A 23,555-nucleotide genomic window follows, 5' to 3' on the forward strand; every position below is an offset into this window, starting at 1 on the left:
TGGAAATATTTGGGTTTTTGGGGGAAGGGCTTGTAAAAACAACCTCGCGCCACGCATCGGACGGATGACGGGGACCGATGTGCAGCGCGAGTTGTAAAGGACGCTCGGGCTTCCTTGCCCGAGTCGAGTGGTGCGGATGTCAGAACTTGGCTTCGGCATCCAGTTGCAGGGTGTTGATTTTCGAGTCACGCACAGTGGCGTTGGTGTAGTCGGATTTGGCCATGAAATACGTCGCGCCGAGGGAGAAGTTCTTGTCCAGCTCGTAGCTGACTTTGACCTTGCTGCCACGCGAACCGGTGAAACCGTTGGCGAAATCGGAGTCGGTGAAGGCGCCGACCACTGCGTTGCGCTGCACATCGCGGTAGTTGTAGTCCACGCCGAAGCCGTAGAACTTGGTTTTCACACCGGCCAGCCAACCCATGTCCTGGTCGTTGCTGGCGTCCTTGTTGTTGACGATCTGGCCGTACAACGACAGCGGCACTGGCAAGCCGCCAATGTCGAGTGCGCCGAAACCTTCGTACAGTTTGAATTCTTCGCCAGCGCTGTTGCCGTTGATCGCCAGCGTGGTGGTGTTGTCGTCATTGTCGTAACCGTAGACGCTGCCGCCCAAGGTCATTTTCAGGTTGTCGGTGATCGCGAAACGCGCGCCCAATTGACCGGCGTACAGGCGCAAGTCGTGGCGGAACTGCTTGCCTTCGCCATCGACGTTGTCCTTCAGCGTGTAATGGCCAGCGCTACCGAACAGCTCGACCGGGCCCAACGCGTGCTGATAAGTCGCGGCGAGGCCCTCAGGGCTGATGTCGCTATCCCAGATGATGTCGCCAGTGCTGACCCACGGTTGCGCCATCTTGCCGCCGATCAGGTGCAGATCCTTGATCGCAGTCGGGTGGTAATCGACGTAACCCTGGTCGAGCCAGATGTCTTTCTTGGTGAAGTTGTTGTCCAGGCTCTGGTTGGTCGAGCGCGAATCGTTGTCGCTGCCGGTGGCGATGCGGATACCGGTGCTGACTTGCGGGTTGATCTCGGTGTAGGCACCGAGGCGCACACGCACGCGCTGGCGATCCTGATCGCCGGTGTTCGACACGCCATCGTTCTTGACCGTTTCCTGGCGGAAGCGCACGTCGCCCTTGAATTGAGTTTTGGCGGCCCACGCCAGTTTCTGGTCGAAGCTGCTCAGTTCGTTGGTTTTCTTCGCGGTCGCAGCGATTTGCTCGTTGGTTTCCTGCTGGGCCTGACGGGCGATTTGCTGGTCTTTCTGATCCCTGGCCAGTTCGGCTTGCAGCTCGCCGTATTGCGCGTTGGTAATCGAACCGTTTGCCTTGAGCATGTCGAGCAATTTGGCGTCGACTGCGGCGCTGGCCGGAACGCTCATGGCCAGCAACAGACCGCCACACAGGGCCGCCGCAGTTTTCGTGGAAGCAAGACGCATATCAATCTCCGAAGAAGAAAAGGGATGACTGAGCCATCCAAGGGCACAACCGACCGTTGGCGGACGGTAAACAGTGGCCGGGTAGAACCCGACGCTCTAAAAACTGGCGCCAGTATCGCGATGGATTATTACAGTGCGGTGGCAAAGTGATGGCAGATGCGTGACGTTATGCGCTGCGCTGGAACCTTCGGTGCAGAGCCTTGTCGGCGCATCACGGGGTGTGCAATGCGTGGCGATAGGCGATACTCGCCGGGCTGTCACGCACAGAAATGGTGAGAACGCCGATGCCGCTGCAATGTCTGGAAAGTCTGTCTGAAATCGCCCCGCACACGTGGGACGCGTTGGTCCCCGAACGTCAGCCGTTTCTGCGCCACGCTTTTTTGAGTGCGCTGGAAGACAGTGGCAGCGTCGGCCCGCACACCGGTTGGCAGCCCGAGCATCTGCTGCACGTCGAGGGTGATCGGCTGATCGCGGCGTTGCCCAGTTACCGCAAGTGGCATTCCTACGGCGAGTACGTATTCGACCACGCCTGGGCAGACGCCTGCGCCCGTGCCGGCATCGACTATTACCCGAAGTTGTTGACCGGCGTGCCGTTCAGCCCGGTCAGCGGCCCGCGTCTGTTGGCGGCGACGCTGGAAGACGGGTTTGAGTTGCTCAACAGCCTGCCGGGTTATCTGGAAATCGAAGAACTTTCCAGCGCGCACGTCAACTTCACCGACCCCTTTACCGACGCGGCGCTGGCCGAACAGCCGGGTTGGCTGCAACGTATCGGCTGCCAATACCACTGGCAGAATCGCGACTATCGGGATTTCCAGGATTTCCTCGACGCGCTGAGTTCGCGCAAGCGCAAACAGATGCGCAAGGAACGCGAGCAGGTGGCGGGGCAGGGCATCGAGTTTGAATGGCTGGAAGGTGCGCAACTGAGCGAAGCGCAGTGGGATTTTGTCTATGCCTGCTACGCCAATACCTACGCGGTGCGTAGGCAAGCGCCTTATCTGACGCGGGAATTCTTCAGCCTGCTGGCCGAGCGCATGCCCGAAGCGATTCGCGTGGTGCTGGCCAAACAAGGCTCACGGCCGGTGGCGATGGCGTTCAGCCTGATCGGGGGTGACAGTTTTTACGGACGTTACTGGGGCTGCCTGGCGGAGTACGACCGGCTGCATTTCGAGACGTGTTTTTATCAAGGCATGGACTACGCGATCGCCCATGGTGTGCAGCGCTTCGACGCCGGGGCGCAGGGCGAACACAAATTGATACGCGGCTTTGAGCCGGTAATCACTCATTCCTGGCACTACCTGCGGCATCCTGGGCTGAAAGCGGCGGTCGAGGATTTCCTGCAACAGGAGCGCGTCGGCGTATTGGCGTATGCCGAAGCCGCGCGGGCCGCGTTGCCGTATCGCCAGGGTTGAACAACCCACAAATCGCCCTTGCAGGAGTGAGCCTGCTCGCGATAGCGCCGTGTCAGTCGACATAACTGTCGACCGGTTCGACGCCATCGCGAGCAGGCTCGCTCCTACAGGGTTTAGTGGTGATTGATCGGAATCAATCGATACCGACAAACCCACCGGTCTGATGCGCCCACAACCGCGCGTACAACCCGCCATGCGCGAGCAGTTCGGCGTGGCTGCCGGTTTCGGCGATCTTGCCGTTTTCCAGCACCACCAGCCGGTCCATGCGCGCGATGGTCGACAGTCGGTGAGCAATCGCGATCACGGTTTTGCCTTGCATCAGGGTTTCCAGGCTTTCCTGAATCGCCGCTTCGACTTCCGAGTCCAGCGCTGACGTGGCTTCGTCCATGATCAGGATCGGCGCGTCCTTGAGCAGCACCCGCGCAATGGCGATGCGCTGACGCTGGCCGCCGGAGAGTTTCACCCCGCGTTCACCGACGTGCGCGTCAAAACCGCTGCGACCTTCGGCGTCCGAAAGCAACGGGATGAACTCGTCGGCGCGCGCCTTGTGCGCGGCTTCCCAGAGTTCGGCGTCGGTTGCATCAGGTTTGCCGTAAAGAAGATTGTCGCGGATCGAGCGGTGCAGCAGCGAGGTGTCCTGGGTGATCATGCCGATGCGCTCGCGCAGGCTTTCCTGGGCGACCTCGGCGATGTTCTGGCCGTCGATCAGGATCTGCCCGCCCTGCACGTCATACAGGCGCAGCAGCAGGTTGACCAAGGTCGATTTGCCGGCGCCGGACGGGCCGATCAAGCCGATTTTCTCGCCGGGTTTGATCGTCAGGTTGAGGCCGCCGATGATCCCGCTCTTCTTGCCGTAGTGGAAATCCACGTCCTCGAAACGCACCTCGCCGCGCGCCACTGCCAGCGGCTTGGCCTGCGGGCGATCGGTGACGCTGACCGGCTGGGCGATGGTCTGCAAACCGTCCTGAACCATGCCGATGTTTTCGAAAATGCCGTTGACCACCCACATGATCCAGCCGGACATGTTGACGATGCGAATCACCAGGCCGGTGGCCAGGGCAATCGCGCCGACCGAGATCAGCGACTGCGTCCACAGCCACAGCGCCAGGCCGGTCGTGCCGACGATCAGCAAGCCGTTCATGCTGGTGATGACCACGTCCATGCTGGTCACGACGCGACCCGCCAATTGGGCTTTTTCGGTTTGTTCTTCGATCGCTTCGCGGGCGTATTGCTGCTCGAAATTGGTGTGGGCGAACAGCTTCAGCGTGGTGATGTTGGTGTAGCCGTCGACGATCCGCCCCATCAGTTTGGAGCGCGCATCGGAGGACACCACCGAGCGTTCCTTGACCCGTGGCACGAAGTAGCACAGCGCGCCGATGTACGCGGCGATCCAGCTCAGCAGCGGGATCATCAGGCGCCAGTCGGCCTCGGCGAACAACACCAGCGAGCTGATCGCGTAGATCAGCACGTGCCACAACGCGTCCACCGCTTGCACCGCCGAATCGCGCAGCGAGTTGCCGGTTTGCATGATGCGCTGGGCGATGCGCCCGGCGAAGTCGTTCTGGAAGAAATTCAGGCTCTGCTTGAGCACGTAACTGTGGTTCTGCCAGCGGATCAGGCTGGTCATGCCGGGGCTCAGGGTCTGATGCACCAGCAAGTCGTGCAGGCCGACAAAGATCGGCCGAAACAGCAGCGCAACCACTGCCATCCAGGCCAGTTCGATGCCGTGTTCCTGGAAGAAATTGACGTTCGGCGTGCCTTGCGTCAGGTCGATGATGCGGCTCAGGTAACTGAACAGCGCCACTTCGATCAACGCGCCAATCAGGCCGACGATCAGCAGGGCGGCGAAACTCGGCCAGACCTGCTTCAGGTAATAGGTATAGAAGGGGAGAACCCGATCCGGCGGGGCTGCCGTCGGTGCGTCGCGGAAGATGTCGATCAGTTTTTCAAAACGGCGATAAAGCATTGGTTCTCCGCCCGCGCTGGGGCTCTCCTTTAAACACGATGAGCGCCGCCGGCAAACACCGGCGGCGGCTCACATTCCCTGTGCAGGTCAGTCGATGACTTTGGCCGACTTGATGAACACAGGATCGGCAGGAACGTCTTTCATGCCGCCGCGAGTGGTGGTCGGCGTGTTGACGATGATGTCGACAACGTCCATGCCTTTGACGACTTTGCCGAACACCGCATAACCATCGCCGGTGTCGAGGAAGTCGTTGTCTTTGACGTTGACGAAGAATTGGCTGGTGGCCGAATCCGGGTTCGAAGTGCGGGCCATCGACAAGGTGCCACGGACGTTATGCAAACCGTTTTTCGATTCGTTCTTGATCGGCGCTTTGGTGTCTTTCTGTTGCATCTGTTGGGTGAACCCGCCGCCCTGAACCATGAAGCCCGGGATCACGCGGTGGAAAATCGTGTTGTTGTAGAAGCCGCTGTTCACGTAATCAAGAAAGTTCTTGGTACTGATCGGTGCCTTGACCGCGTCCAGTTCGATTTCGATCTGGCCATTGGTGGTTTCCAGCAGCACATGCGGGGCTTTGGCGGGCGTGGCGGCCATCAGGTTGGCGGCGAACAGAACGGAGCCGGCGACGAGGGCGATTTTTTTCAGCATGGGTCAGTGATCCTGATTGGTGGTGTCGACTGCGGTGAGGAACTCGAGCAGCGTTTGGTTGAAGCGTTCGGGTTGATCCAGCGGGGTGGCGTGGCGCGAATCGGCGATCACCACCAGCCGCGCATCGGGCAGCAGTTTTACATAGGTTTCTTTCAGCGCGACCGGCGTGTAGTCACGGTCGGCGGCAATGATGAGGGTTGGACAGGCGACCTTCGAAAGTCGTTCCTGAACGCCCCAGCCGACAATGGCATCGAAGCTGGCGAGATAAGCATGTTTGGCGTTTTTTGCCCAGCGCTCGGCCATTTTCTGACGCAAATCGGCTTGCTCCGGTTTCGGAAACAACTTGCCGCCCAGCGCTTTGCCGATGGTGCCGAGGCTGAGGACGCGCATCAGGCTCCAGCGCTTGAACCACTGCCAGTAATCGTCGCGACTGCGCAATTTGACCTCGGGTGCGCTGTTGACGATGCACAGGCTTTTGAGCAGTTGCGGCTGATCGGTGGCCAGTTGAAAACCGATCATTCCCCCCATCGACAGGCCGACGTAATGCGTCGGGCCGAGGTTGAGGTGGTCGATCAGCGCGATCAGGTCGGCGCTGAACCCGGCGATGCTGTAGCGCTCGCGGGGCTTGTCCGAGCGACCGTGGCCGCGCACGTCCGGGACGATCACCCGGTAGCGGGTGGCGAGCGCCGGGATCTGCATTTCCCAGTCCAGCGTGCTCGAACCCAGCCCGTGGACCAGCAGCAATGGAGCGCCGTGGCCATATTCCTCGTAGTGCAGATTGCAACCTTCGTGTTCGAAATAGGCCATGCAATTGCTCCGTGTCAGGCTTGTTCTGGTGCGGCGAAAGGTGCATCCAGCGGCGCGGTATCGAAGGTGCGCAGCAGGTCGATGAGAATCTGCGTCGCCGGGCCGAGGGGTTTGTCCTTGTTCGAATACAGGTAAAAACTCGGATTACGGCTGCCGCCCTGGTCCAACGGTAGCAGCTTGAGCGTGCCGTCCTTCAATTCGCGTTCGACCATGTGCCGTGGCAACCAGGCAAACCCCAGGCCGTTGCTGACAAACGTGGCGGCGGTGGCGAGGCTGCCGACGGTCCAGCGCTGTTCGGCGCCGAGCCAGCCGACGTCGCGTGGCTGCTGGCGGCCGGAGTCGCGGATGACCACTTGCATCTGGGTTTCGAGGTCCTGAAAACTCAGTTCGCGGTTCAAGCGGTGCAAGGCGTGATCGGGGTGCGCGACAGCGACGAATTCAACGTCGCTGAGCTCCGCGCCGAGGTAACCGGGGATGCTGAAACCGGTGATGGCCAGATCGGCCACGCCTTCGAGCAACACTTCTTCCACGCCCGACAACACCTCTTCGCGCAGGCGCACGCGGCAGCCACGGCTTTGCGGCATGAACGCGGTGAGGGCGCGCACCAGGCGCGCGCTCGGGTAGGCAGCATCGACCACCAGACGCACTTCCGCTTCCCAGCCTTGCTCCATGTGATGGGCGAGGTCTTCGAGTTGGCTGGCCTGTTTGACCAGTTGTCGCGAGCGCCGCAGCAACACGCCGCCGGCCTCGGTAAGCACGGCTTTGCGGCCGTCGATGCGCAACAGCGGCACGCCGAGTTGGTCCTGCATGCGGGCGACGGTGTAGCTGACAGACGATTGCGAGCGATGCAGCGCTTCGGCGGCCTGGGCGAAACCGCCGTGGTCGACCACGGCTTGCAATGTTCGCCATTGATCAAGCGTCACGCGGGGCGCTTTCATGATGAGCTCCTCTTGTCCTAAGCTGGCGGTCCTTATTGGAGACTGCCGAATGAAAAAATTCTGTTATGGGGTGTCGGGTTGTGTCTTGTTGGCGCTGTTGCCGCTGACCGCGCAGGCCTATCCGATCGATGTCAGCAAACAGCTCAATGGCCTGAGCATCGATTACAACGCCTTCGACACGGACAACGACATCGCCTCCATTCAGGTCAATAACTACGGCAACACCGACGCGACCTGCCGGGTGGTGTTCAACAATGGACCGGAAGCACCGCGCACCCGCACCATCGAAGTACTCGCCGGCAAACATAAAAACGCGACTGCCAAGTTCACCCGCGAAATCATCAAGATGCGCATCACGCTGACCTGCACCCCGAAATAAGATAAATCCCTGTAGGCGCGAGGCTGATGTGGCGAGGGGGCATGCCCCCGTTGGGTCGCGAAGCGGCCCCAAAACATCCACCGCAGTGTTTCATCTAAACCGCGATGGCTGTAATACGACCGCTTCGCAGCCGAACGGGGGCAAGCCCCCTCGCCACAAAAGTTGATTGATGCATCGCTTGATGAGCTTATAAACGAATTTATCGATGCGTTATAGCAGTTATTTGCGCTTTTTCATCGATATGACTCTGTTTAATCTCCACTCCATCGCCTTACAGCATTCTCAGATGGAGCCTACAAGCCATGTCCAACGTTCTGATCATCGAAAGCAGCGCCCGTCAGCAAGATTCGGTTTCGCGTCAACTGACCCAGACCTTCATCAGCCAGTGGAAAGCTGCGCACCCGGCCGATCAGATCACTGTTCGTGACTTGGCCATCAATCCGGTGCCGCACCTCGACAGCAACCTGCTTGGCGGCTGGATGAAAGCGGCGGACCAGCGCAACGACGTCGAACAGGCTTCGCTGGACCGCTCCAACCAATTGACCGATGAATTGCTCGCTGCCGACGTGTTGGTAATGGCCGCGCCGATGTACAACTTCGCGATCCCGAGCACTCTCAAAGCGTGGCTCGACCACGTGCTGCGGGCCGGCGTGACGTTCAAGTACACCGACACTGGCCCGCAAGGCCTGCTCACCAACAAACGCGCTTACGTGTTGACCGCTCGCGGCGGCATCTACGCTGGCGGCCCGGCGGATCACCAGGAACCGTACCTGCGCCAGGTCATGGGTTTCATCGGCATCCACGACGTCACGTTTATTCACGCCGAGGGCATGAACCTGGGCGGCGACTTCCAGGAGAAGGGCTTGAACCAGGCCAACGCCAAGCTTTCCCAAGTCGCTTGAGGTTTTTAATCGCCAGATAATCGCTGGCTGTTCAAGTGACCTGGCGCAACCCCTTCAAGGCTTTACGCGCATCGACCTCCCTTTGCACTTGTTGCTCATGAGTGCTGTAGCCCGATTGAACGCATTAGCGAGATCGGGCTTTTTTTTGCCCGGGATTTGCGTGTTCTCGCGGTTGATGACAAAACCCGCTATCGTCGCCGCCATTCAAAACGAGGCGAGCATGGGCTATCTACTTTTTGTCACGCTGATCCAGGCGTTTTCCTTCAGCCTGATCGGCGAATACCTGGCCGGGCACGTCGACAGTTACTTCGCGGTGCTGGTGCGAGTGGTGCTGGCGGGGCTGGTGTTTATTCCACTGACGCGCTGGCGCTCGGTCGAGCCGGCGTTCATGCGCGGCATGTTGCTGATCGGCGCGTTGCAGTTCGGCGTGACCTACGTCTGCCTGTACCTGAGTTTTCGCGTGCTGACGGTGCCGGAAGTCTTGCTGTTCACCATCCTCACGCCGTTGCACGTGACGCTGATCGAAGACGCACTGAACCGCCGCTTCAACCCGTGGGCGCTGGTCGCCGCGCTGGTGGCCGTGGCCGGCGCGGCGGTGATTCGTTACGACCGCATCAACCCGGACTTCTTCATGGGTTTTCTGTTGCTGCAACTGGCCAACTTCACCTACGCCGCCGGGCAAGTGCTCTATAAACACTTGGTCGCGCGGCATCCGAGCGACCTGCCGCATTACCGACGCTTTGGCTATTTCTACCTCGGCGCATTGGCGGTGGCGTTGCCGGCGTTCCTGCTGTTCGGCAAACAGAATTTCTTGCCCGAAGCGCCGCTGCAATGGGGCGTGCTGGTGTTCCTCGGGTTGGTTTCGACGGCGCTGGGTTTGTATTGGTGGAACAAAGGCGCGTGCCTGGTGAACGGCGGGACGCTGGCGGTGATGAACAACCTGCACGTGCCGGTGGGTTTGCTGATCAATCTGCTGATCTGGAATCAGCACGAAGAGCTGGGGCGACTGTTTCTCGGAGGCTCGGTGATTCTGATGGCGGTGTGGATCAGTCGGTTGGGTATCCGCAGACCTTTGGCCGCCCACTAAACCTGTAGGAGTGAGCCTGCTCGCGATGGCTGAGTGTCAGTCGGCATCTTCATCGGCTGACACACCCCTATCGCGAGCAGGCTCACTCCTACAAGGGAATATGTGGTGCTACATCAGGTGTTTTTCCGGCTCCGGAATGTGGCTCGCACCCAGCACCGCCGGCAGCAACCCGGCCCTTAAATCACCGCCACTCGGCTGCTGATACAGGTTCAAGCCAAACTCCGGCAGCACCGCCAGCAGATAATCGAAAATATCGCCCTGAATCCGCTCGTAATCCGCCCACACCGTGGTGCGGGTGAAACAGTAGATTTCCAGCGGAATGCCCTGCGCCGTGGTTTGCATCTGGCGGACCATGCAGGTCATGTTCGGCTGGATCTCCGGATGACTCTTCAGATACGCCAAGGCATAAGCGCGGAACGTGCCGATATTGGTCATCCGCCGCCGATTGGCCGACATTGCCGCAACGTTGCCCTGGGCTTCGTTCCATGCCTTGAGCTCGGCTTGTTTGCGGCCGATGTAGTCGGTCAACAGATGCACCTGCGACAGCTTCAACTCTTCGTCATCGCGGACAAATCGCACGCCGCTGGCGTCGATAAACACGCTGCGCTTGATCCGCCGCCCGCCGGACTGCTGCATCCCGCGCCAGTTTTTGAACGACTCGGACATCAGCCGCCAAGTCGGAATCGAGACAATGGTTTTATCGAAGTTCTGCACTTTGACTGTGTGCAACGTGATGTCCACCACATCACCGTCGGCGCCGACTTGCGGCATCTCGATCCAGTCGCCGACCCGCAGCATGTCGTTGCTGGTCAGCTGCACACTGGCGACGAACGACAGCAGCGTGTCCTTATAGACCAACAAAATCACCGCCGACATCGCGCCCAGACCCGAGAGCAACAGCAGCGGCGACCGGTCGATCAGCGTCGCGACAATGATGATCGCGCCGAGCACGTACAAGACCATTTTCGTCAGCTGCACGTAGCCTTTGATCGAGCGGGTGCGCGCGTGTTCGGTGCGCGCGTAGATGTCCAGCAGCGCACTGAGCAGGGCGCTCGCCGCCAGCAGCAGGAACAGAATGGTGAAGGCCAACGCGACATTGCCGAGGAAAATCAGGCTGGTTTTGCTCAGTTCCGGCACCAGATAGAGGCCGAACTGGATCACCAGCGACGGCGTCATTTGCGCCAGCCGATGAAACACCTTGTTGTGCCGCAGGTCGTTGACCCAGTGCAGCGCCGGTTGGCGGCCGAGCATCTTGGTCGCGTGCAGCATCAGGTAGCGCGCCACTCGTCCGAGGACCAGCGCGACGATCAGCAGCAGCATCAGCGCCAGGCTGGAATGCAGGAGCGGATGCCGGTCGAGGGCGCCCCAAAGGTCTTGGGCATTGAGCCAGAGCTGTTTGATATCCATGGGTGAAAACGGTTCTTCTGTGGGTTGCGTCGGGGCGATTAGAGCATTTAAGACGCTGCGGATGACGTTTGGAGACTCATCGGGCAACAAAAAAGCCACTGTTTACTGTCGTTTGCATAAAGAAACTCGGCCTGCGCGCTCGAAACCGGTAACCTATGCAGCTGTTTTTTTGTATTTCTTCGAGGTAGCACCCGTGTTTTCCGATTTCGCCCTGCACGAACGCCTGCTAAAAGCTGTGGCCGAGCTTAAATTTGTCGAGCCAACGCCTGTGCAAGCAGCGGCTATTCCGCTGGCGCTGCAAGGGCGTGACCTGCGGGTGACAGCGCAAACCGGCAGCGGCAAAACCGCTGCGTTCGTTTTGCCGATCCTCAACCGCTTGATCGGCCCGGCCAAAGTCCGCGTCAGCATCAAGACGCTGATCCTGCTGCCGACCCGCGAGCTGGCCCAGCAGACCATCAAGGAAGTCGAACGCTTCGCCCAGTTCACCTTCATCAAGTCCGGCCTGATCACCGGCGGTGAAGACTTCAAGGTCCAGGCCGCCATGCTGCGCAAGGTGCCGGACATCCTCATCGGTACGCCGGGGCGGATGATCGAGCAACTGAACGCTGGCAACCTCGACTTGAAAGAAGTTGAAGTGCTGGTCCTCGACGAAGCCGACCGCATGCTCGACATGGGTTTTGCCGAAGACGTGCAACGTCTGGTGGCAGAGTGCACCAATCGCCAGCAGACCATGCTGTTCTCCGCCACCACTGGCGGTTCGGGCCTGCGCGAGATGGTCGCCAACGTCCTGAACAACCCTGAACACTTGCAGCTCAACAACGTCAGCGACCTGAACGCGACCACCCGTCAGCAGATCATTACCGCTGACCACAACCAGCACAAAGAACAGATCGTCAACTGGCTGTTGGCCAACGAGACCTATCAGAAGGCCATCGTGTTCACCAACACCCGGGCCATGGCCGACCGCATCTACGGCCGTTTGGTGGCGCAGGAATACAAGGCGTTCGTGCTGCACGGTGACAAGGACCAGAAGGATCGCAAACTGGCGATCGACCGTCTGAAGCAGGGCGGCGTGAAAATCCTCGTTGCCACCGACGTCGCCGCGCGCGGCCTCGACGTGGAAGGCCTGGACCTGGTGATCAACTTCGACATGCCACGCAGCGGCGACGAATACGTACACCGTATCGGTCGTACCGGGCGTGCCGGCAACGATGGCCTGGCGATCTCGCTGATCTGCCACGGCGACTGGAACCTGATGTCGAGCGTCGAGCGCTACCTCAAGCAGAGCTTCGAGCGCCGCACCATCAAGGAAGTCAAAGGCACCTACGGCGGACCGAAAAAGGTCAAGGCCTCGGGCAAAGCCGTTGGCGTGAAGAAGAAAAAAGTCGACGCAAAAGGCGACAAGAAGAAAACCGGCGCCAAGGCCCCGACCAAACGCAAAATCGCCAACCGCCCGAAAACCGACGCGCTGTCGCTAGTGAGCAAGGACGGCATGGCCCCGCTAAAGCGCCGCAAGCCGGAAGCGCCTGCTGCTGAGTAAACCTGAGGCAAGGACCTGCTGTGGTGAGGGGGCTTGCTGTGGCGAGGGGGCTTGCTGTGGCGAGGGGGCTTGCCCCCGTTGGAGTGCGAAGCGCTCCCGTTTTTTGTTCAGGCTCGCTACACAACCCAACGGGGGCAAGCCCCCTCACCACAAAAGCTTGCGCACCACAGGTTCAGTGCAACGCCTGCTGACCCAATAAAAAACCCGGACAATGTCCGGGTTTTTTTATACCCAACGTTTATCAGCTCCCGAGCAAACCACTGCTGTCAGCATCAAAACCCTGCTTGGCCCGATCAGCCGCCGGTTTGAGCAACGCCAGCAGCGCCGCTTCGCTGTACAACTGAGTGACCGCCAATTCCTTCGGCGTCGGCTCAATCGGGATCAGCACATCTTCACCGTCGGCATGCAGCCAGATCGCCACCAGATGAATCGCCGAGACAAACAGCACACGCAATTCGACGGTTTTACCCTGCAATTGCGCCGACTGTTCCGCCAGTTTCAGCGCGCCAACCGTGGCGGCCGCGATGGCCCCGTGGTTCAGCGAGGCGAACTCAACGTGGCCGTGCACGTCCGCCAGTTGCGCATCGGCAATCGTCACGCCGTCAGCGAACACCAGGTAATGCCAGTCGCCGACCTTGGCATCTTGCAGACCTTTGCCGTGGCTCAAGTCCTCCAGACTCAGCGAGTAACCGCGATAGGCCTCGCTGAGGCTGATCTTGCTCGCGGTCGCATTGGCAAACTGGCGGTTAACCCCGAAACCGTTGGTGTGCAGCGCCGCTTGCAGCGCTGGGCGTAATGTTTGCACGCCGTTGGAAGGCGCCTTTGGATAAGTCAGTTGCATGATCTCGCCCTCCTAGTTTTTCGCGGTGAAGTAAGTGTTGGTCCAGTTGCCGCCGCCGTTATACGAACCGGGGAACGAATTCAGCGCGCGCGTCGAATAGCCGTAGATCGAATCGGCGATCAACAGGTAGTTGCCGTTGGTCCCGTAGATCGTCAGGAAGTGCGCGCCACCGCCGTACCAGGCACAGCGCAGACCAATCGGTCGGCCCATGTTGATCTGGTTCTGAATCGCCGACATCTGCAGCGAGCCCTGATTCATCCCGTTGAAACTGCGCGTGGTGCGCAGCGCCGAATCGAGATAGCCATAGACGTTGCACGGGCCCGGTTGATTGCAGCAATTGCGATCCAGGTTAGCGCTCGCCACACCGCATTGCGTCCACGACCCGGTGCCGTAATAGTTGCCGACCGACGCCGACACTGCGGCCCAGCACCAGTTGCTTTGCGTTTGTTGCTGCATCGTGAAGTTGAGGCTGGCGGCGGCCTGCGCGTTGAGCGGTGCTGCCGATTTGGCGTCGACCAGTTGCGCGTCGAGCAAGTGATCGAGCAGGCACCTTGGCAGGGTTTCGCCGGTGAATTGCGTTGCTTCAGTGGTTAACATTTTTCAATCCTCCATGAGAGAAAAAACAAGCTCCAGCTTGTGATGGTGTTGCGATTTTGCTGAGCCGCTGATGGCGGGCTCGAAGTAACATTAGGATGTAATATGCGTTAACGCAAACATAAAAATGCATTAATGCAAAATCATGCGCAAAAAAATGCAGCCTGAAGCATCTGCCTGAGGCTGCTTTTGTGATCTGGCTGTTAGCTGTCGGCCTTCTTCTCGGCAGTCCCCAACTCTTTCAGGCGCTGATCGATCAACTGGCACTTGTCCGGTAGATCGGCGCTGGCGGTGCCGAGATCCATCTTCTGCAATTCGTCGTTGATCTCTTTGGCTTTCTCAGGGTTCTGCTGAGTGAGCTTGGTCACTTCCTTGGCCAATTGCTCACGTTTGATCGTGGCTTCTTCAGGCGTGCAGGCCCAGGCGGGCAAGGCGCAGGCGAGGGTGGCGGCGAGTGTCAGTTTGAGTAAGGTTTTCATCGGCGAGGCCTCGGGGTTCCGTGTCGGGCGGGTTATTCGGTTGAGGGTGAAATGGCATGAAAAGTTCAGCTTGTTGGCATCGGCACGGCGAGTAGAGCTGAATGCTCTCGCACAATCAACCGTCCGCATTCTTTCAATAACGCGTTAGTATCGACGCCAATCATTAAGGAGCCCATACATAATGCGCGGCAGTGAATACGCCCAGCTACGGGCTTTCGTAGCGGTGGTCGAGCATGGCAGTTTCGTGCGGGCGGCCGCTCATCTCGGCATGTCGGCGTCGGCCCTGAGCCAGACCATCCGCCAGCTCGAAGAGCGCCTCGACGTGCGTTTGCTCAATCGCACCACGCGCAGCGTCTCGCCCAGCGATGCCGGCGCGCGGCTGTTGTTGCGCTTGCAACCGGCACTCAACGAAGTGGACGCGGCGCTGGCCGGCATTGCGCAGACGCCCGGTGCGCCGCCCAGTGGACGTTTGCGCATCAACGCGCCGAGGGTGGCGGCGGTGCACTATCTGGCGCCGTTGCTGGGGCCGTTCCTCAATACGTATCCGGGTGTGAGCCTCGACATCGTCACGGACGAACGCCCGGTGGACGTGGCGGGCGGTGGTTTTGATCTCGGCATTCGGCTCGGGGAAAGTCCCGACGACGACCTGATCGCCTTGGAGCTCAGCGGCCACTTGGAAATGATGGTGGTCGCCTCACCGGCCTATCTCGAGCAGTTCGGCACGCCGCACACGCCTCACGATTTGAGCGAGCATCAGTGCCTGTCTTTCCGCGAAGCCAGCGGCGGCAGTCTTTATCCCTGGGATTTCGAGCGCGACGGCGAACGGCTGGCGATTTCGATCAATGGTCCGTTGGAGGTCACCGAGCCGGAAATGCTCACCCGCGTGGTGCTGGCAGGGGCGGGCATTGCCTACCTGTTCGAGCATCAGGTGCGCGAGCACATCACTTCCGGGCGGCTGGTGCATTTGCTGGCGGAATGGACGCCGGCCTTTCCCGGGTTTTACTTGTATTACCCCAAGCAACGGCAGACGGAGGCGGCGTTGCAGGCGTTTGTGGATTTTGTGAAGAAGCCGCTGCGGCCGGATTCTTGATCCGCCTGTGGGAGAGAGCCTGCACGGCCTACCAGCGCTGCGATGTTGAATGCCCGTGAGCAGGCTCGTTCCCACATTGGAGCGGATGGGTGATCACTTTTTATGGCAGCAACTGGACGAGTTCTGTCCGTCATATTTGTCATGGTGTTTCACCCACTCCATGATTTCCTCCTCGTTACGGCCCTTCGGCGTCAGGTCGAGGTAGTTGTATGCGCCGACCAGCAGGTCCAGACCGCGTGCATAGGTTGAGTAGGTGTGAAAAATGTCGCCACTTTCGTTGCGATAAAACACGCTCAGCCCGGGGAGTTCTTCCTCGGTCCAGTCGGATTTTTCGTAGTTGTACGTAGCCTTTCCCGCCGCGACATCCTCGGCCCGGGCGGAGACGCCAAAGTCGTAGTTGAAGTCGCAACCTTCTGACGACAGCCAGTCGAACTTCCAGCCCATACGACGCTTGAAAGCCTGGAATTCGGCGAACGGTGCGTGGGAAACCGCCACCACTGCGACGTCATGATGGGCCAGATGCAAATTGGCGCCGTCGATGTGGTCAGAGAGGAACGAGCAACCGTCACAGCCTTCGTCCCAGCCCTTGGCGAACATGAAGTGATAGATCACCAGTTGGCTGTGGTCGCCGAACAGATCGGTGAGTTTCAGTTCGCCGTTGGGGCCCTGAAAGTGGTAATCCTTGTCGATCTTGACCCAGGGCAGGGCGCGTCGTTCGGCGCTGAGCCGGTCGCGTTCTTTGGTGAAGGCTTTTTCGTCGGCCAGGTGTTGCTTACGGGCGGCATTCCATTCTTCCCGCGATACCACGGGATGATTCTGCATGTTCATCGGATTTCTCCTGCGCAGTGTGGGGCGTTCACTTACACAGCCTAGTCGTCTGAGGTGCGCGGATTTCGACATACCACCGGTCGGCACTGCTCGAAAACCCGGCTGAACGGCTGCCGGCCGCGCGGGTCACAACCAATGAAGGCCATCACACACTCTGGCTTGGAGGTTGAAAGGATGACGACTTATAACTGGGATTTGATCGAGCGCTTGTTGCACGAAGTGCAGCACGCTGACAGCAGCTTCGCCCCACGGGCTTATGCCGAGGATCACGCCGCTGCCAAGGCAAATGAAGAGGACGGTGCGCCAGCCGAGAACCTTGATCACCTTAAAGCGGTGGCCGGCGAGTACGAAAAGTTACTGCTGGAACGGGGTTTTATCGAGTCTCTGCCGGAAGACGAGGGTGGCACTGGTTCCAACTACAAATTGACGCCGCGTGGCTCGAGTCTGCTCAGCCTGATCGACAGCAGCATTCCGGGTAACGACCATCCACGCCAAGTGCTGGATGAACAGGAAGATGCGCTGGATGAGCTGACGTTTGACGAAGTCGCATCGAAAGCGCAAATCGCCTGATCACCACAAAACCCATGCAGGAGTGAGCCTGCTCGCGATAGCGGAGTGACATTCGACAGTAGCTTCGAATGTTATCCCGCTACCGCGAGCAGGCTCCTTCCTGCATTTGATCTGCGTTCGGTTTAGCTTTGCTTGGCGGCTTTCAGGCATCTCAGATCGTTGAAGTCTTTTCTCACACCTTCGATCTTCTTCAACAGGCGCTGGCGCTGTTCCGGCGTGCTCTCGGCCATCAAATCCACCAGCAAGCTGCGCGCTTGTGCTTCGGTGTTGTCGTAGGCCTGCCGGTAAGCCGGTGTCCATAAACTCTCGCGATTGACCAGAAGCGTCTCGATTCGTTGTGGGAATTCTGCACTTTGGCGCTGCGCCACGGCTGCGCTGAACTGGTTCTGCCAATGGGCGCGGTTGGCGATCCATTGCTGATTCTGATCACCCAAGGCGTTCGACCACGCGCTTACACGCTGCTGCTGAGTCGGGCTGAGCGGTCCAAGCCAGTCGTTCAGGCGCTTGTTCATGCGTTCGCTGCGTTCCTTGATCTGCTGCGCGAGCGACGGCTTGAGGTATTCCTCCTGACGCTTGCGCTGGTCCTTGGCAAACGCCTCGTTCATTTCCGCGACTTGCTGATCATCCAGGCCCTTCAGCAATTGAATGGCCGACGGGGTAATTTCCTTGGCCGTCTGCGCAATCGCCTGTTTGGCTTCCTGAGTGCGCGTCTTGAGCGCCTCGTCGGTGACCTGGTTGGCCTCGACCATTGCCTGCAACCGGTCGAGCCAATCCAGATAACCGGGGAGTTGCGTGGTGCAATGCCAACTCAGGTGTTCCTTGAGGCGCTCGTTGAACCAGCCTTTTTGCTCGCCGCTCATGTCCAGGTAGTCGCCGAGCGTCCACGGAATGATCACGTCAAGGTTGCGGTAAGCCAGGCCAACGCGGCTGCACGCGCCGAGGGCGAGGCTGATGATGAGGAGGAGGGCGACGCGTTTGAACCAGCACGACATGGTCGAGTCCTTGCGAAAGCCTGGCTTCTGAGGGGTTGTCTATCAGAACGCAAGATAAGCCCGGCAGTTCAAGCCGATCAATAAAAGGCGCGTTCAGCCTTCAACGTGACCAGCCCGTCGCACTGACTGTTGTGCCCGGAATAGGCCGAACAATCGCTGCCGCTGAGGTTGGAGTCGCTGTAGATCAAGTCGAGGTCGACGCCCATGAAGGCGCGGGACAATTGCAGCGACCAGTCGGTAAAGCTGCTGATCGAACCACTGTCGACCGAGACCGGCGTGTTCAGTTGGTGGGTGGTGTATTTCATGCTGATGCCGATGCCGAACGGCTGGTTGCCACCGAGGTCGGCGAAGACCGTGCTGTTCTGTTTGTCGGGATCGTTGCTGAACGCCGCGCCGAAGCGGCTGCCGAGAAAAGTCAGGCCGCCGAACAGCTCCTGGCTGTCGAGCGTATCCACTTTCGGGTAGCTGTATTGGATCATGCCGACTTCGTAGCCGAGGGTGCGGTCGAAAGGCTGCTTGAAACCCATATAGGAATCGATTTCAAGGTTGCTGCCCGGATTCAGACCGGCGCTCGGTGACCACTGGCCGACGTAGAAACCGCTGTCGTGGCTGAGGTCGAGGCCGCCGTGGAATGAACCGGTGGCGGCGGGCTTCACCAGCCCTTGGGCCATGCTGCGGCTGGGGGTGGTGCCCAATTTCAGATCGAAGTCACCCAATTCGCGCTGGAAGATTTGCGCGCTGGCTGACGAACACGACAAGAGGAGGCTGCCGAGCAATAGATAAGAGGGTTTGAGCATGCATCACTCCATGAACAGCGAGGAGCAGGAACCAAAAACCTACTGAAACGCTTGATCTAGACGTGTGCAAGCATACCGGCGAATGCTCGGCATCGAAGGCCGTTCGTCGATTTTTGCAATATTGAGGTTTTTTGCGCGGGGTGCGGAGGGCGTTTCGGGAGTGGATCAGAAGTGTTGCGGGGAGGTTCCAGTCCAAGCGCTTCGAAGCTCAAAGCGCTTATGGACCAGTTGAAGCAGGCCTTACTTTTTGCCGAGCGTGATTTGCTTGGACGGGCCGAATGTCTGGCCGCTGACGCCTTTGGCAATTTGCTGGATCTCGCCACCAGACTTGAGGAAAGCAGCGATCTGATTGTTGATCGATTCGCTGGTTTCAACGGCTGGGGCTGGCTTTGCTTTGCTGTTGGATGCTTTTACACGCATGGCGGCCATTAACCTGTAGAAAATTAACTTGGCCAGGCATAGTACAGGAAATACTTGACAATTGCTTGGCAAATATCCCCCTGAAATAACCGAGGCTATTGCTCGATTATTCGCAAATTATTGTTCGAAATATCCGCCTAACCTGCTGTTTTAAATAACAACAACGCGATTCGCATGGTGCCTGCGCAGCAGCAGATATCGATGAGGACCGAGCAACCCGTCGGACGAGCGGCCGTATCACCTTCGAGCAGCCCAGCAAAATAAAGGCTTGCAGAGGATTTTCTCGCGCCACCGGGCCGGGTGGCGAACGCAGCTCGCAAAACCGGGTAGAATGCCGCCCTCGCAATGAGGGTATTGGAAATGGCTTTAGTCGGGCGCTACAACAGTTTGCAAGTGGTTAAACACACTAACTTCGGTTTATATCTGGACGGCGGCGCGGATGGCGAAATCCTGCTGCCGAATCGTTATATCCCCAAAGATATTCCCAGCGAAGATGAAGATTGGCTCAACGTTTTTGTTTATCTGGACAGCGATGACAAACTTATCGCAACTACCGAAACACCGAAAGTTCAAGTCGGTGAATTCGCCAGTTTGAAAGTCGTTGAAGTCAACAGCATCGGCGTGTTCCTCGATTGGGGTTTGCCGAAGGACCTGTTGCTGCCGTACTCCGAAGAAAAACGCCAGATGACCGCGGGCGAGTACGTGGTCGTGCACGTCTACCTCGACAAGCACACCCGCCGCATCACCGCGACTGCGCGCCTCGATCGTTACCTGGACAAGACGCCGGCCAACTACACGCCGGGTCAGGAAGTTGATTTGCTGGTGGCCGAAGCGACCGACATGGGCTTCAAGGCCATCATCAACAACAAGCACTGGGGCTTGATCCACAAGAACGAAATCTTCAAGTTCATGCGCGCCGGTAAAGAAGAAAAGGGCTTTATCAAGGAAGTGCGCAGCGACGGCAAGATCAGCCTGAGCCTGCAACCGGTTGGCGAAGAAGCCGCCACCAGCCTGAACTCGAAGATCCTCGCCAAGTTGCGCGACAACAACGGCACGCTGCCGATCAGCGACAAGAGCGATCCGACCCTGATCAGCAGCATGTTCGGGGTCAGCAAAGGCAACTTCAAGAAGGCCATCGGCGCGTTGTACAAGAACGGCCAGATCGTCATTCACGCGGATCGCATTGAACTAAGCTGACCTCGCACCGGCCCATGTAGAACATGCCGGAGCAGTAAAACGCTGCTCCCGCGCCGGTGTTCACTTGAGGTCGGTCTGATGAAAAAAATCCTGTTCGCTTACGTCGGCACCCTGCTGGCGTTTCTGCTGCTCGACGGCCTCTGGCTTGGCGTATTGATGGCGCCGACCTATCACGCGCTGCTCGGTTCGCTGATGCTCGAACAACCGCTGCTGGCCCCGGCAGCGGCGTTCTATCTGTTGTATATCGTCGGTTGCGTGATGTTTGTCGTGTTGCCGGCGCAGAGCTGGCAACGCGCGGCGCGGCTCGGCGCATTGTTGGGGCTGGTGGCGTACGGCACGTATGACTTGACCAACTGGGCGACGTTGAATGGCTGGCCCGCGCAACTGGCGCTGATGGACATGGCTTGGGGCACGTTGGCAACTTGTCTTGCTTGCGTTGCCGGATATTGGCTTGCGCGAAAAGCGCTGTAAGCCATCTTGCGCGCGACAACGGCAGTGCTTGCAGGCGGCTTTTTCCGGCCAACTGGTTAATAATCGGCAGCACACATTTTTCGCCCCGGCGATGCCTGGTCAACAGGCACGCCGGGGCTTTGTTTTGACTGTCGAGTGACTGCCATGGATTGTGTTGTCGAGGTGTTCCGGTGAGCGTTACAAGGCGTAGCGCCGATGGCTTTGCCCTGCAAGTGATGCTCGGGCTGTGCCTGATCTGGGGCGTTCAGCAAGTGATGATCAAATGGGCGGCGCCGGACATCGCGCCGGTTATGCAAGCCGCCGGGCGCTCGGGAATTTCCGCGTTGCTTGTAGGAATTCTCATCTGCTGGAAGGGTGGTTGGGATCAAGTCAGCCATACCTGGCGCGGTGGACTACTCGCCGGCGGGCTGTTCGGCCTGGAGTTCCTGTTTATTTCCGAAGGCCTGCAGCTGACGACGGCCGCGCACATGTCGGTGTTCCTCTATACCGCGCCGATTTTCACCGCGCTGGGCGTGCATTGGTTGCTGCCGAGTGAGCGTTTGCGCCCGGTGCAATGGCTGGGGATTGTGCTCGCGTTTATCGGGATCGCTATCGCGTTCGCTGGCGGCGTGTCGTGGGACAACCTCGACCGGCGCATGTTGCTCGGCGATGCGTTGGGCGTACTGGCCGGCGCGGCGTGGGGCGCGACCACCGTGGTGGTGCGGGCCTCACGCCTGTCGGAAGCGCCGGTAACGCTGACCTTGTTCTATCAATTGATCGTCGGTTTTGTCGGCCTGTTGCTGATCGCGGTGCTCAGCGGCCAAGTCACCCACGTCAGCCTGACCACCGTGGCGGTGGCCAGCGTGCTGTTCCAGGGGCTGGTGGTGTCGTTCTTCAGTTACCTGACCTGGTTCTGGTTGCTGCGCCGTTATCTTGCGGCGAACCTGGCGGTGTTTTCGTTCATGACGCCGTTGTTCGGCGTCACGTTTGGCGTGGTGCTGCTGGGCGAAGAGTTAAGCCTTAACTTTGTGATCGGCGCGGTGCTGGTGCTGCTCGGCATCACATTTGTCAGCGCTGAGCAGTGGGTGCGCCGTCGTTTGCGCAAAGCCCTCGGCCAGAACTGAGCGGGCTCAGCGACAAGCCGCCGGCAATCAACAAGCCGCTGCCGGCGACTACCAGGGCTGGTTGCAAACCACCGCTGAAATGGCTGCTGATGGCGGCGAGCAACGGCCCGGCGAGCTGACCCAGGGCAAAGCATGCGGTGAGCAATCCGGCGTTGCGTTGGGTGGCGTGCGGCGCCAATTCCCGCGAGCGTTGCATCACCAGTTGCATGCACGCCAGGAACGGCCCGCCGCAAAGGATCACGCCCAGCGCGAGGCCCAGGCCGCTGCCCAACAAGCAGGCAAATACCCCGAATCCTTGCAGCCACAACGTCGCCATCAGCCAGTGCCGCGTGGCATTCGGGTTGTGCCGACGAAGACTGACGAGTACAACGCCAATCGCCGCGGCGAGGCCGAAGCACGGCCAGAACAAGTCCGCCATCCACTGCCCATTGAGCTGGCCACTGAACTGCGCGTTGGCCATCTGCGAGAGAAAGGTCGCCGGGATGATGTAGCCCAAACCGTACAGCGCGTAGATCACCCCGAGGCGAGCAATGCCTTGATTGCCCGCAGTGCTGACGGTCGGTGCCGAGCTGACTGTGGCAGCAGGTTGCGGCAGGAACGGCAAAATGCCCAACAGCATGACCAGCGCGACGGCGGCATACACCAACCACAAAGTGGCGGACGTTTGCCCCAGCAGGTGTGAGCCCAATGCCAACAAACCTGTGAGAAAAATCCCCAGACCCGGTCCGGCGAATACCAGCGCGCCCAACCGAGGACGGCCAGCCGCAGCGGCTAACGGCTGGCTTAACGCCGTGATCATCACCAGCACCCAGGCGCTGGCCACGCCGGTGCCGAAACGCAAAACAAGGTGCGACCAAAAGCCGTCGGCCCAGAACGATGCCAGCGTCAGCAACACGCACAACCACAAGCCGCCGAGCAGTCGCAGCCTCACGTGGTGGTGACGCCGCGCAAACATCGCGTCCACCGCACCCACGAAGTAGCCGAGGTAGTTGGCCGCAGCAATCAGACCAGCGGCGGTCAGGTCAATTTGACCTTCGCTGAGCAAGTGCGGCAGTTGCGGCGTAAGGGCGAAACGCCCGATGCCCATGGCCATCATCAGTGCTATGAAGCTGGCGGATAAGCGAATCAGCGGACTCATGGTCGGCACTCCTGCAATTGGATCGATGACCGTCAGGCTAGGACTGATTGACTTTCTTTAAAAATGAATAATAGTGAGCAACTTGTTCTGATTTGGAGAGGGTCGTGGAATTCAGCCAATTGCGGATCTTTCAGGCAGTGGCTCAGGAAGGCTCGATCACCCGCGCCGCCGAACGCCTGCACCGAGTGCCGTCGAATCTGTCGACGCGCCTTAAACAACTGGAAGAGCAGCTCGGCGTAGAGCTTTTCCTCCGGGAGCGTCAGCGTTTGCAGCTGTCACCTGCAGGAAAAGTCTTGCTGGATTACACCGCCAAGCTGTTTGCCTTGCATGACGAAGCCAGCGCGGCGGTGCAGGGCGGGCAACCGGCCGGCGACTTTGTGCTCGGCACCATGTACAGCACGGCGGCGATTCACCTGCCGGGATTGCTCGCGCGTTATCACCGCACTTATCCGGCGGTGAACCTGCAAGTGCAGTCCGGCCCCAGCGGCGAATTGCTTGAAGGTTTGCTCACCGGGCGCCTCGATGC

General features: G+C 59.4%; 25 protein-coding genes. 11 read left to right on the plus strand and 14 right to left on the minus strand.

Annotated features, from left to right (window positions below; translation table 11 throughout):
• Window positions 1-139 precede the first annotated feature (139 nt).
• The gene (locus BI292_RS26730) at window positions 140-1,429 is read right to left on the minus strand and encodes a putative porin (protein WP_092271652.1); all 1,290 of its coding nucleotides are present in this window, start codon (window positions 1,427-1,429) and stop codon (window positions 140-142) included.
• 284 nt (window positions 1,430-1,713) lie between these two features.
• On the opposite strand from BI292_RS26730, the gene BI292_RS26735 reads away from it, so the two are divergent.
• Window positions 1,714-2,838 carry a GNAT family N-acetyltransferase gene (locus BI292_RS26735; protein WP_101209762.1) on the plus strand — a complete coding sequence of 375 codons (1,125 nt, stop codon included), beginning with the start codon at window positions 1,714-1,716 and terminating at the stop codon, window positions 2,836-2,838.
• Window positions 2,839-2,971: 133 nt separating this feature from the next.
• On the opposite strand, the gene BI292_RS26745 is transcribed toward BI292_RS26735, so the two are convergent.
• The 4 genes from BI292_RS26745 to BI292_RS26760 all read right to left on the minus strand — a co-directional run bounded on the left by BI292_RS26745 (window position 2,972) and on the right by BI292_RS26760 (window position 7,194).
• On the minus strand, window positions 2,972-4,804 hold the full coding sequence (locus BI292_RS26745) for an ABC transporter ATP-binding protein (RefSeq protein WP_101209763.1): 1,833 nt from the start codon (window positions 4,802-4,804) through the stop codon (window positions 2,972-2,974).
• Window positions 4,805-4,891: 87 nt separating this feature from the next.
• Window positions 4,892-5,449 (minus strand): peptidylprolyl isomerase, encoded by a 558-nt coding sequence (locus tag BI292_RS26750; RefSeq protein WP_092271643.1) that lies wholly within the window; start codon window positions 5,447-5,449, stop codon window positions 4,892-4,894.
• Window positions 5,450-5,452: 3 nt separating this feature from the next.
• Window positions 5,453-6,256: an alpha/beta fold hydrolase gene (locus BI292_RS26755; RefSeq protein ID WP_101209764.1), complete on the minus strand. Its 804-nt coding sequence runs from the start codon at window positions 6,254-6,256 to the stop codon at window positions 5,453-5,455.
• A gap of 14 nt (window positions 6,257-6,270) precedes the next feature.
• Window positions 6,271-7,194 (minus strand): LysR family transcriptional regulator, encoded by a 924-nt coding sequence (locus BI292_RS26760; RefSeq protein WP_101209765.1) that lies wholly within the window; start codon window positions 7,192-7,194, stop codon window positions 6,271-6,273.
• 49 nt (window positions 7,195-7,243) lie between these two features.
• Here BI292_RS26760 and BI292_RS26765 point away from each other — a divergent pair, with 49 nt between their 5' ends.
• The 3 genes from BI292_RS26765 (at window position 7,244) to BI292_RS26775 (ending at window position 9,562) form a co-directional block, all read left to right on the plus strand.
• The gene (locus BI292_RS26765) at window positions 7,244-7,573 is read left to right on the plus strand and encodes a 3-phosphoglycerate kinase (protein ID WP_092271634.1); all 330 of its coding nucleotides are present in this window, start codon (window positions 7,244-7,246) and stop codon (window positions 7,571-7,573) included.
• 302 nt (window positions 7,574-7,875) lie between these two features.
• A complete protein-coding gene (locus BI292_RS26770) occupies window positions 7,876-8,475 on the plus strand; it encodes an FMN-dependent NADH-azoreductase (protein WP_101209766.1) in 600 nt (199 codons plus the stop codon).
• A gap of 220 nt (window positions 8,476-8,695) precedes the next feature.
• On the plus strand, window positions 8,696-9,562 hold the full coding sequence (locus tag BI292_RS26775; RefSeq protein ID WP_101209767.1) for a carboxylate/amino acid/amine transporter: 867 nt from the start codon (window positions 8,696-8,698) through the stop codon (window positions 9,560-9,562).
• A gap of 108 nt (window positions 9,563-9,670) precedes the next feature.
• Here BI292_RS26775 and BI292_RS26780 read toward each other — a convergent pair whose 3' ends face one another.
• On the minus strand, window positions 9,671-10,969 hold the full coding sequence (locus BI292_RS26780) for a mechanosensitive ion channel family protein (RefSeq protein ID WP_092271627.1): 1,299 nt from the start codon (window positions 10,967-10,969) through the stop codon (window positions 9,671-9,673).
• Between the two features lie 193 nt (window positions 10,970-11,162).
• Between BI292_RS26780 and BI292_RS26785 the strand changes: the two genes are divergently transcribed.
• Window positions 11,163-12,509, plus strand: coding sequence for a DEAD/DEAH box helicase (locus tag BI292_RS26785; RefSeq protein WP_092271626.1), 1,347 nt, complete (start codon window positions 11,163-11,165; stop codon window positions 12,507-12,509).
• Window positions 12,510-12,750: 241 nt separating this feature from the next.
• Here BI292_RS26785 and BI292_RS26790 read toward each other — a convergent pair whose 3' ends face one another.
• The 3 genes from BI292_RS26790 to BI292_RS26800 form a co-directional block, all read right to left on the minus strand.
• Window positions 12,751-13,350 (minus strand): hypothetical protein, encoded by a 600-nt coding sequence (locus BI292_RS26790; RefSeq protein ID WP_101209768.1) that lies wholly within the window; start codon window positions 13,348-13,350, stop codon window positions 12,751-12,753.
• A gap of 12 nt (window positions 13,351-13,362) precedes the next feature.
• Complete coding sequence (locus BI292_RS26795; protein WP_092271624.1) at window positions 13,363-13,947, minus strand: papain-like cysteine protease family protein; 585 nt, start codon at window positions 13,945-13,947, stop codon at window positions 13,363-13,365.
• Window positions 13,948-14,147: 200 nt separating this feature from the next.
• The gene (locus BI292_RS26800) at window positions 14,148-14,423 is read right to left on the minus strand and encodes a hypothetical protein (protein WP_092271623.1); all 276 of its coding nucleotides are present in this window, start codon (window positions 14,421-14,423) and stop codon (window positions 14,148-14,150) included.
• Window positions 14,424-14,604: 181 nt separating this feature from the next.
• Here BI292_RS26800 and BI292_RS26805 point away from each other — a divergent pair, with 181 nt between their 5' ends.
• Window positions 14,605-15,513, plus strand: a complete 909-nt coding sequence (locus BI292_RS26805) for a LysR family transcriptional regulator (protein WP_101209769.1) — start codon at window positions 14,605-14,607, stop codon at window positions 15,511-15,513.
• 93 nt (window positions 15,514-15,606) lie between these two features.
• Here the strand turns inward: BI292_RS26805 and BI292_RS26810 are convergent, their stop codons facing one another.
• On the minus strand, window positions 15,607-16,341 hold the full coding sequence (locus BI292_RS26810; RefSeq protein ID WP_101209770.1) for a thioredoxin family protein: 735 nt from the start codon (window positions 16,339-16,341) through the stop codon (window positions 15,607-15,609).
• Window positions 16,342-16,515: 174 nt separating this feature from the next.
• Here BI292_RS26810 and BI292_RS26815 point away from each other — a divergent pair, with 174 nt between their 5' ends.
• Window positions 16,516-16,911, plus strand: coding sequence for a transcriptional regulator (locus BI292_RS26815; protein ID WP_101209771.1), 396 nt, complete (start codon window positions 16,516-16,518; stop codon window positions 16,909-16,911).
• A 122-nt stretch (window positions 16,912-17,033) separates the two neighbouring features.
• Here BI292_RS26815 and BI292_RS26820 read toward each other — a convergent pair whose 3' ends face one another.
• The 3 genes from BI292_RS26820 to BI292_RS26830 all read right to left on the minus strand — a co-directional run bounded on the left by BI292_RS26820 (window position 17,034) and on the right by BI292_RS26830 (window position 19,129).
• On the minus strand, window positions 17,034-17,903 hold the full coding sequence (locus BI292_RS26820) for a DUF6279 family lipoprotein (protein WP_101209772.1): 870 nt from the start codon (window positions 17,901-17,903) through the stop codon (window positions 17,034-17,036).
• Between the two features lie 77 nt (window positions 17,904-17,980).
• Window positions 17,981-18,700 (minus strand): TorF family putative porin, encoded by a 720-nt coding sequence (locus BI292_RS26825; protein WP_101209773.1) that lies wholly within the window; start codon window positions 18,698-18,700, stop codon window positions 17,981-17,983.
• Window positions 18,701-18,940: 240 nt separating this feature from the next.
• Window positions 18,941-19,129 (minus strand): hypothetical protein, encoded by a 189-nt coding sequence (locus BI292_RS26830; RefSeq protein WP_017337097.1) that lies wholly within the window; start codon window positions 19,127-19,129, stop codon window positions 18,941-18,943.
• Between the two features lie 351 nt (window positions 19,130-19,480).
• Here BI292_RS26830 and BI292_RS26835 point away from each other — a divergent pair, with 351 nt between their 5' ends.
• The 3 genes from BI292_RS26835 to BI292_RS26845 all read left to right on the plus strand — a co-directional run bounded on the left by BI292_RS26835 (window position 19,481) and on the right by BI292_RS26845 (window position 21,891).
• Complete coding sequence (locus tag BI292_RS26835; RefSeq protein WP_101209774.1) at window positions 19,481-20,317, plus strand: S1 RNA-binding domain-containing protein; 837 nt, start codon at window positions 19,481-19,483, stop codon at window positions 20,315-20,317.
• Window positions 20,318-20,395: 78 nt separating this feature from the next.
• Window positions 20,396-20,788, plus strand: coding sequence for a DUF2177 family protein (locus BI292_RS26840; RefSeq protein ID WP_101209775.1), 393 nt, complete (start codon window positions 20,396-20,398; stop codon window positions 20,786-20,788).
• Between the two features lie 170 nt (window positions 20,789-20,958).
• Window positions 20,959-21,891 (plus strand): DMT family transporter, encoded by a 933-nt coding sequence (locus BI292_RS26845; RefSeq protein ID WP_092271608.1) that lies wholly within the window; start codon window positions 20,959-20,961, stop codon window positions 21,889-21,891.
• On the opposite strand, the gene BI292_RS26850 is transcribed toward BI292_RS26845, so the two are convergent.
• Window positions 21,836-23,029, minus strand: coding sequence for an MFS transporter (locus BI292_RS26850; RefSeq protein WP_101209776.1), 1,194 nt, complete (start codon window positions 23,027-23,029; stop codon window positions 21,836-21,838). The two genes, BI292_RS26845 and BI292_RS26850, sit on opposite strands and share 56 nt — an antisense overlap.
• Window positions 23,030-23,133: 104 nt before the next feature.
• On the opposite strand from BI292_RS26850, the gene BI292_RS26855 reads away from it, so the two are divergent.
• Window positions 23,134-23,555, plus strand: a 422-nt coding sequence (locus BI292_RS26855; protein ID WP_157831310.1) for a LysR family transcriptional regulator, incomplete at its 3' end; no start/stop codon positions are given.

The organism is Pseudomonas sp. 43NM1, from assembly GCF_002836905.1.
GTDB lineage: Bacteria > Pseudomonadota > Gammaproteobacteria > Pseudomonadales > Pseudomonadaceae > Aquipseudomonas > Aquipseudomonas prosekii.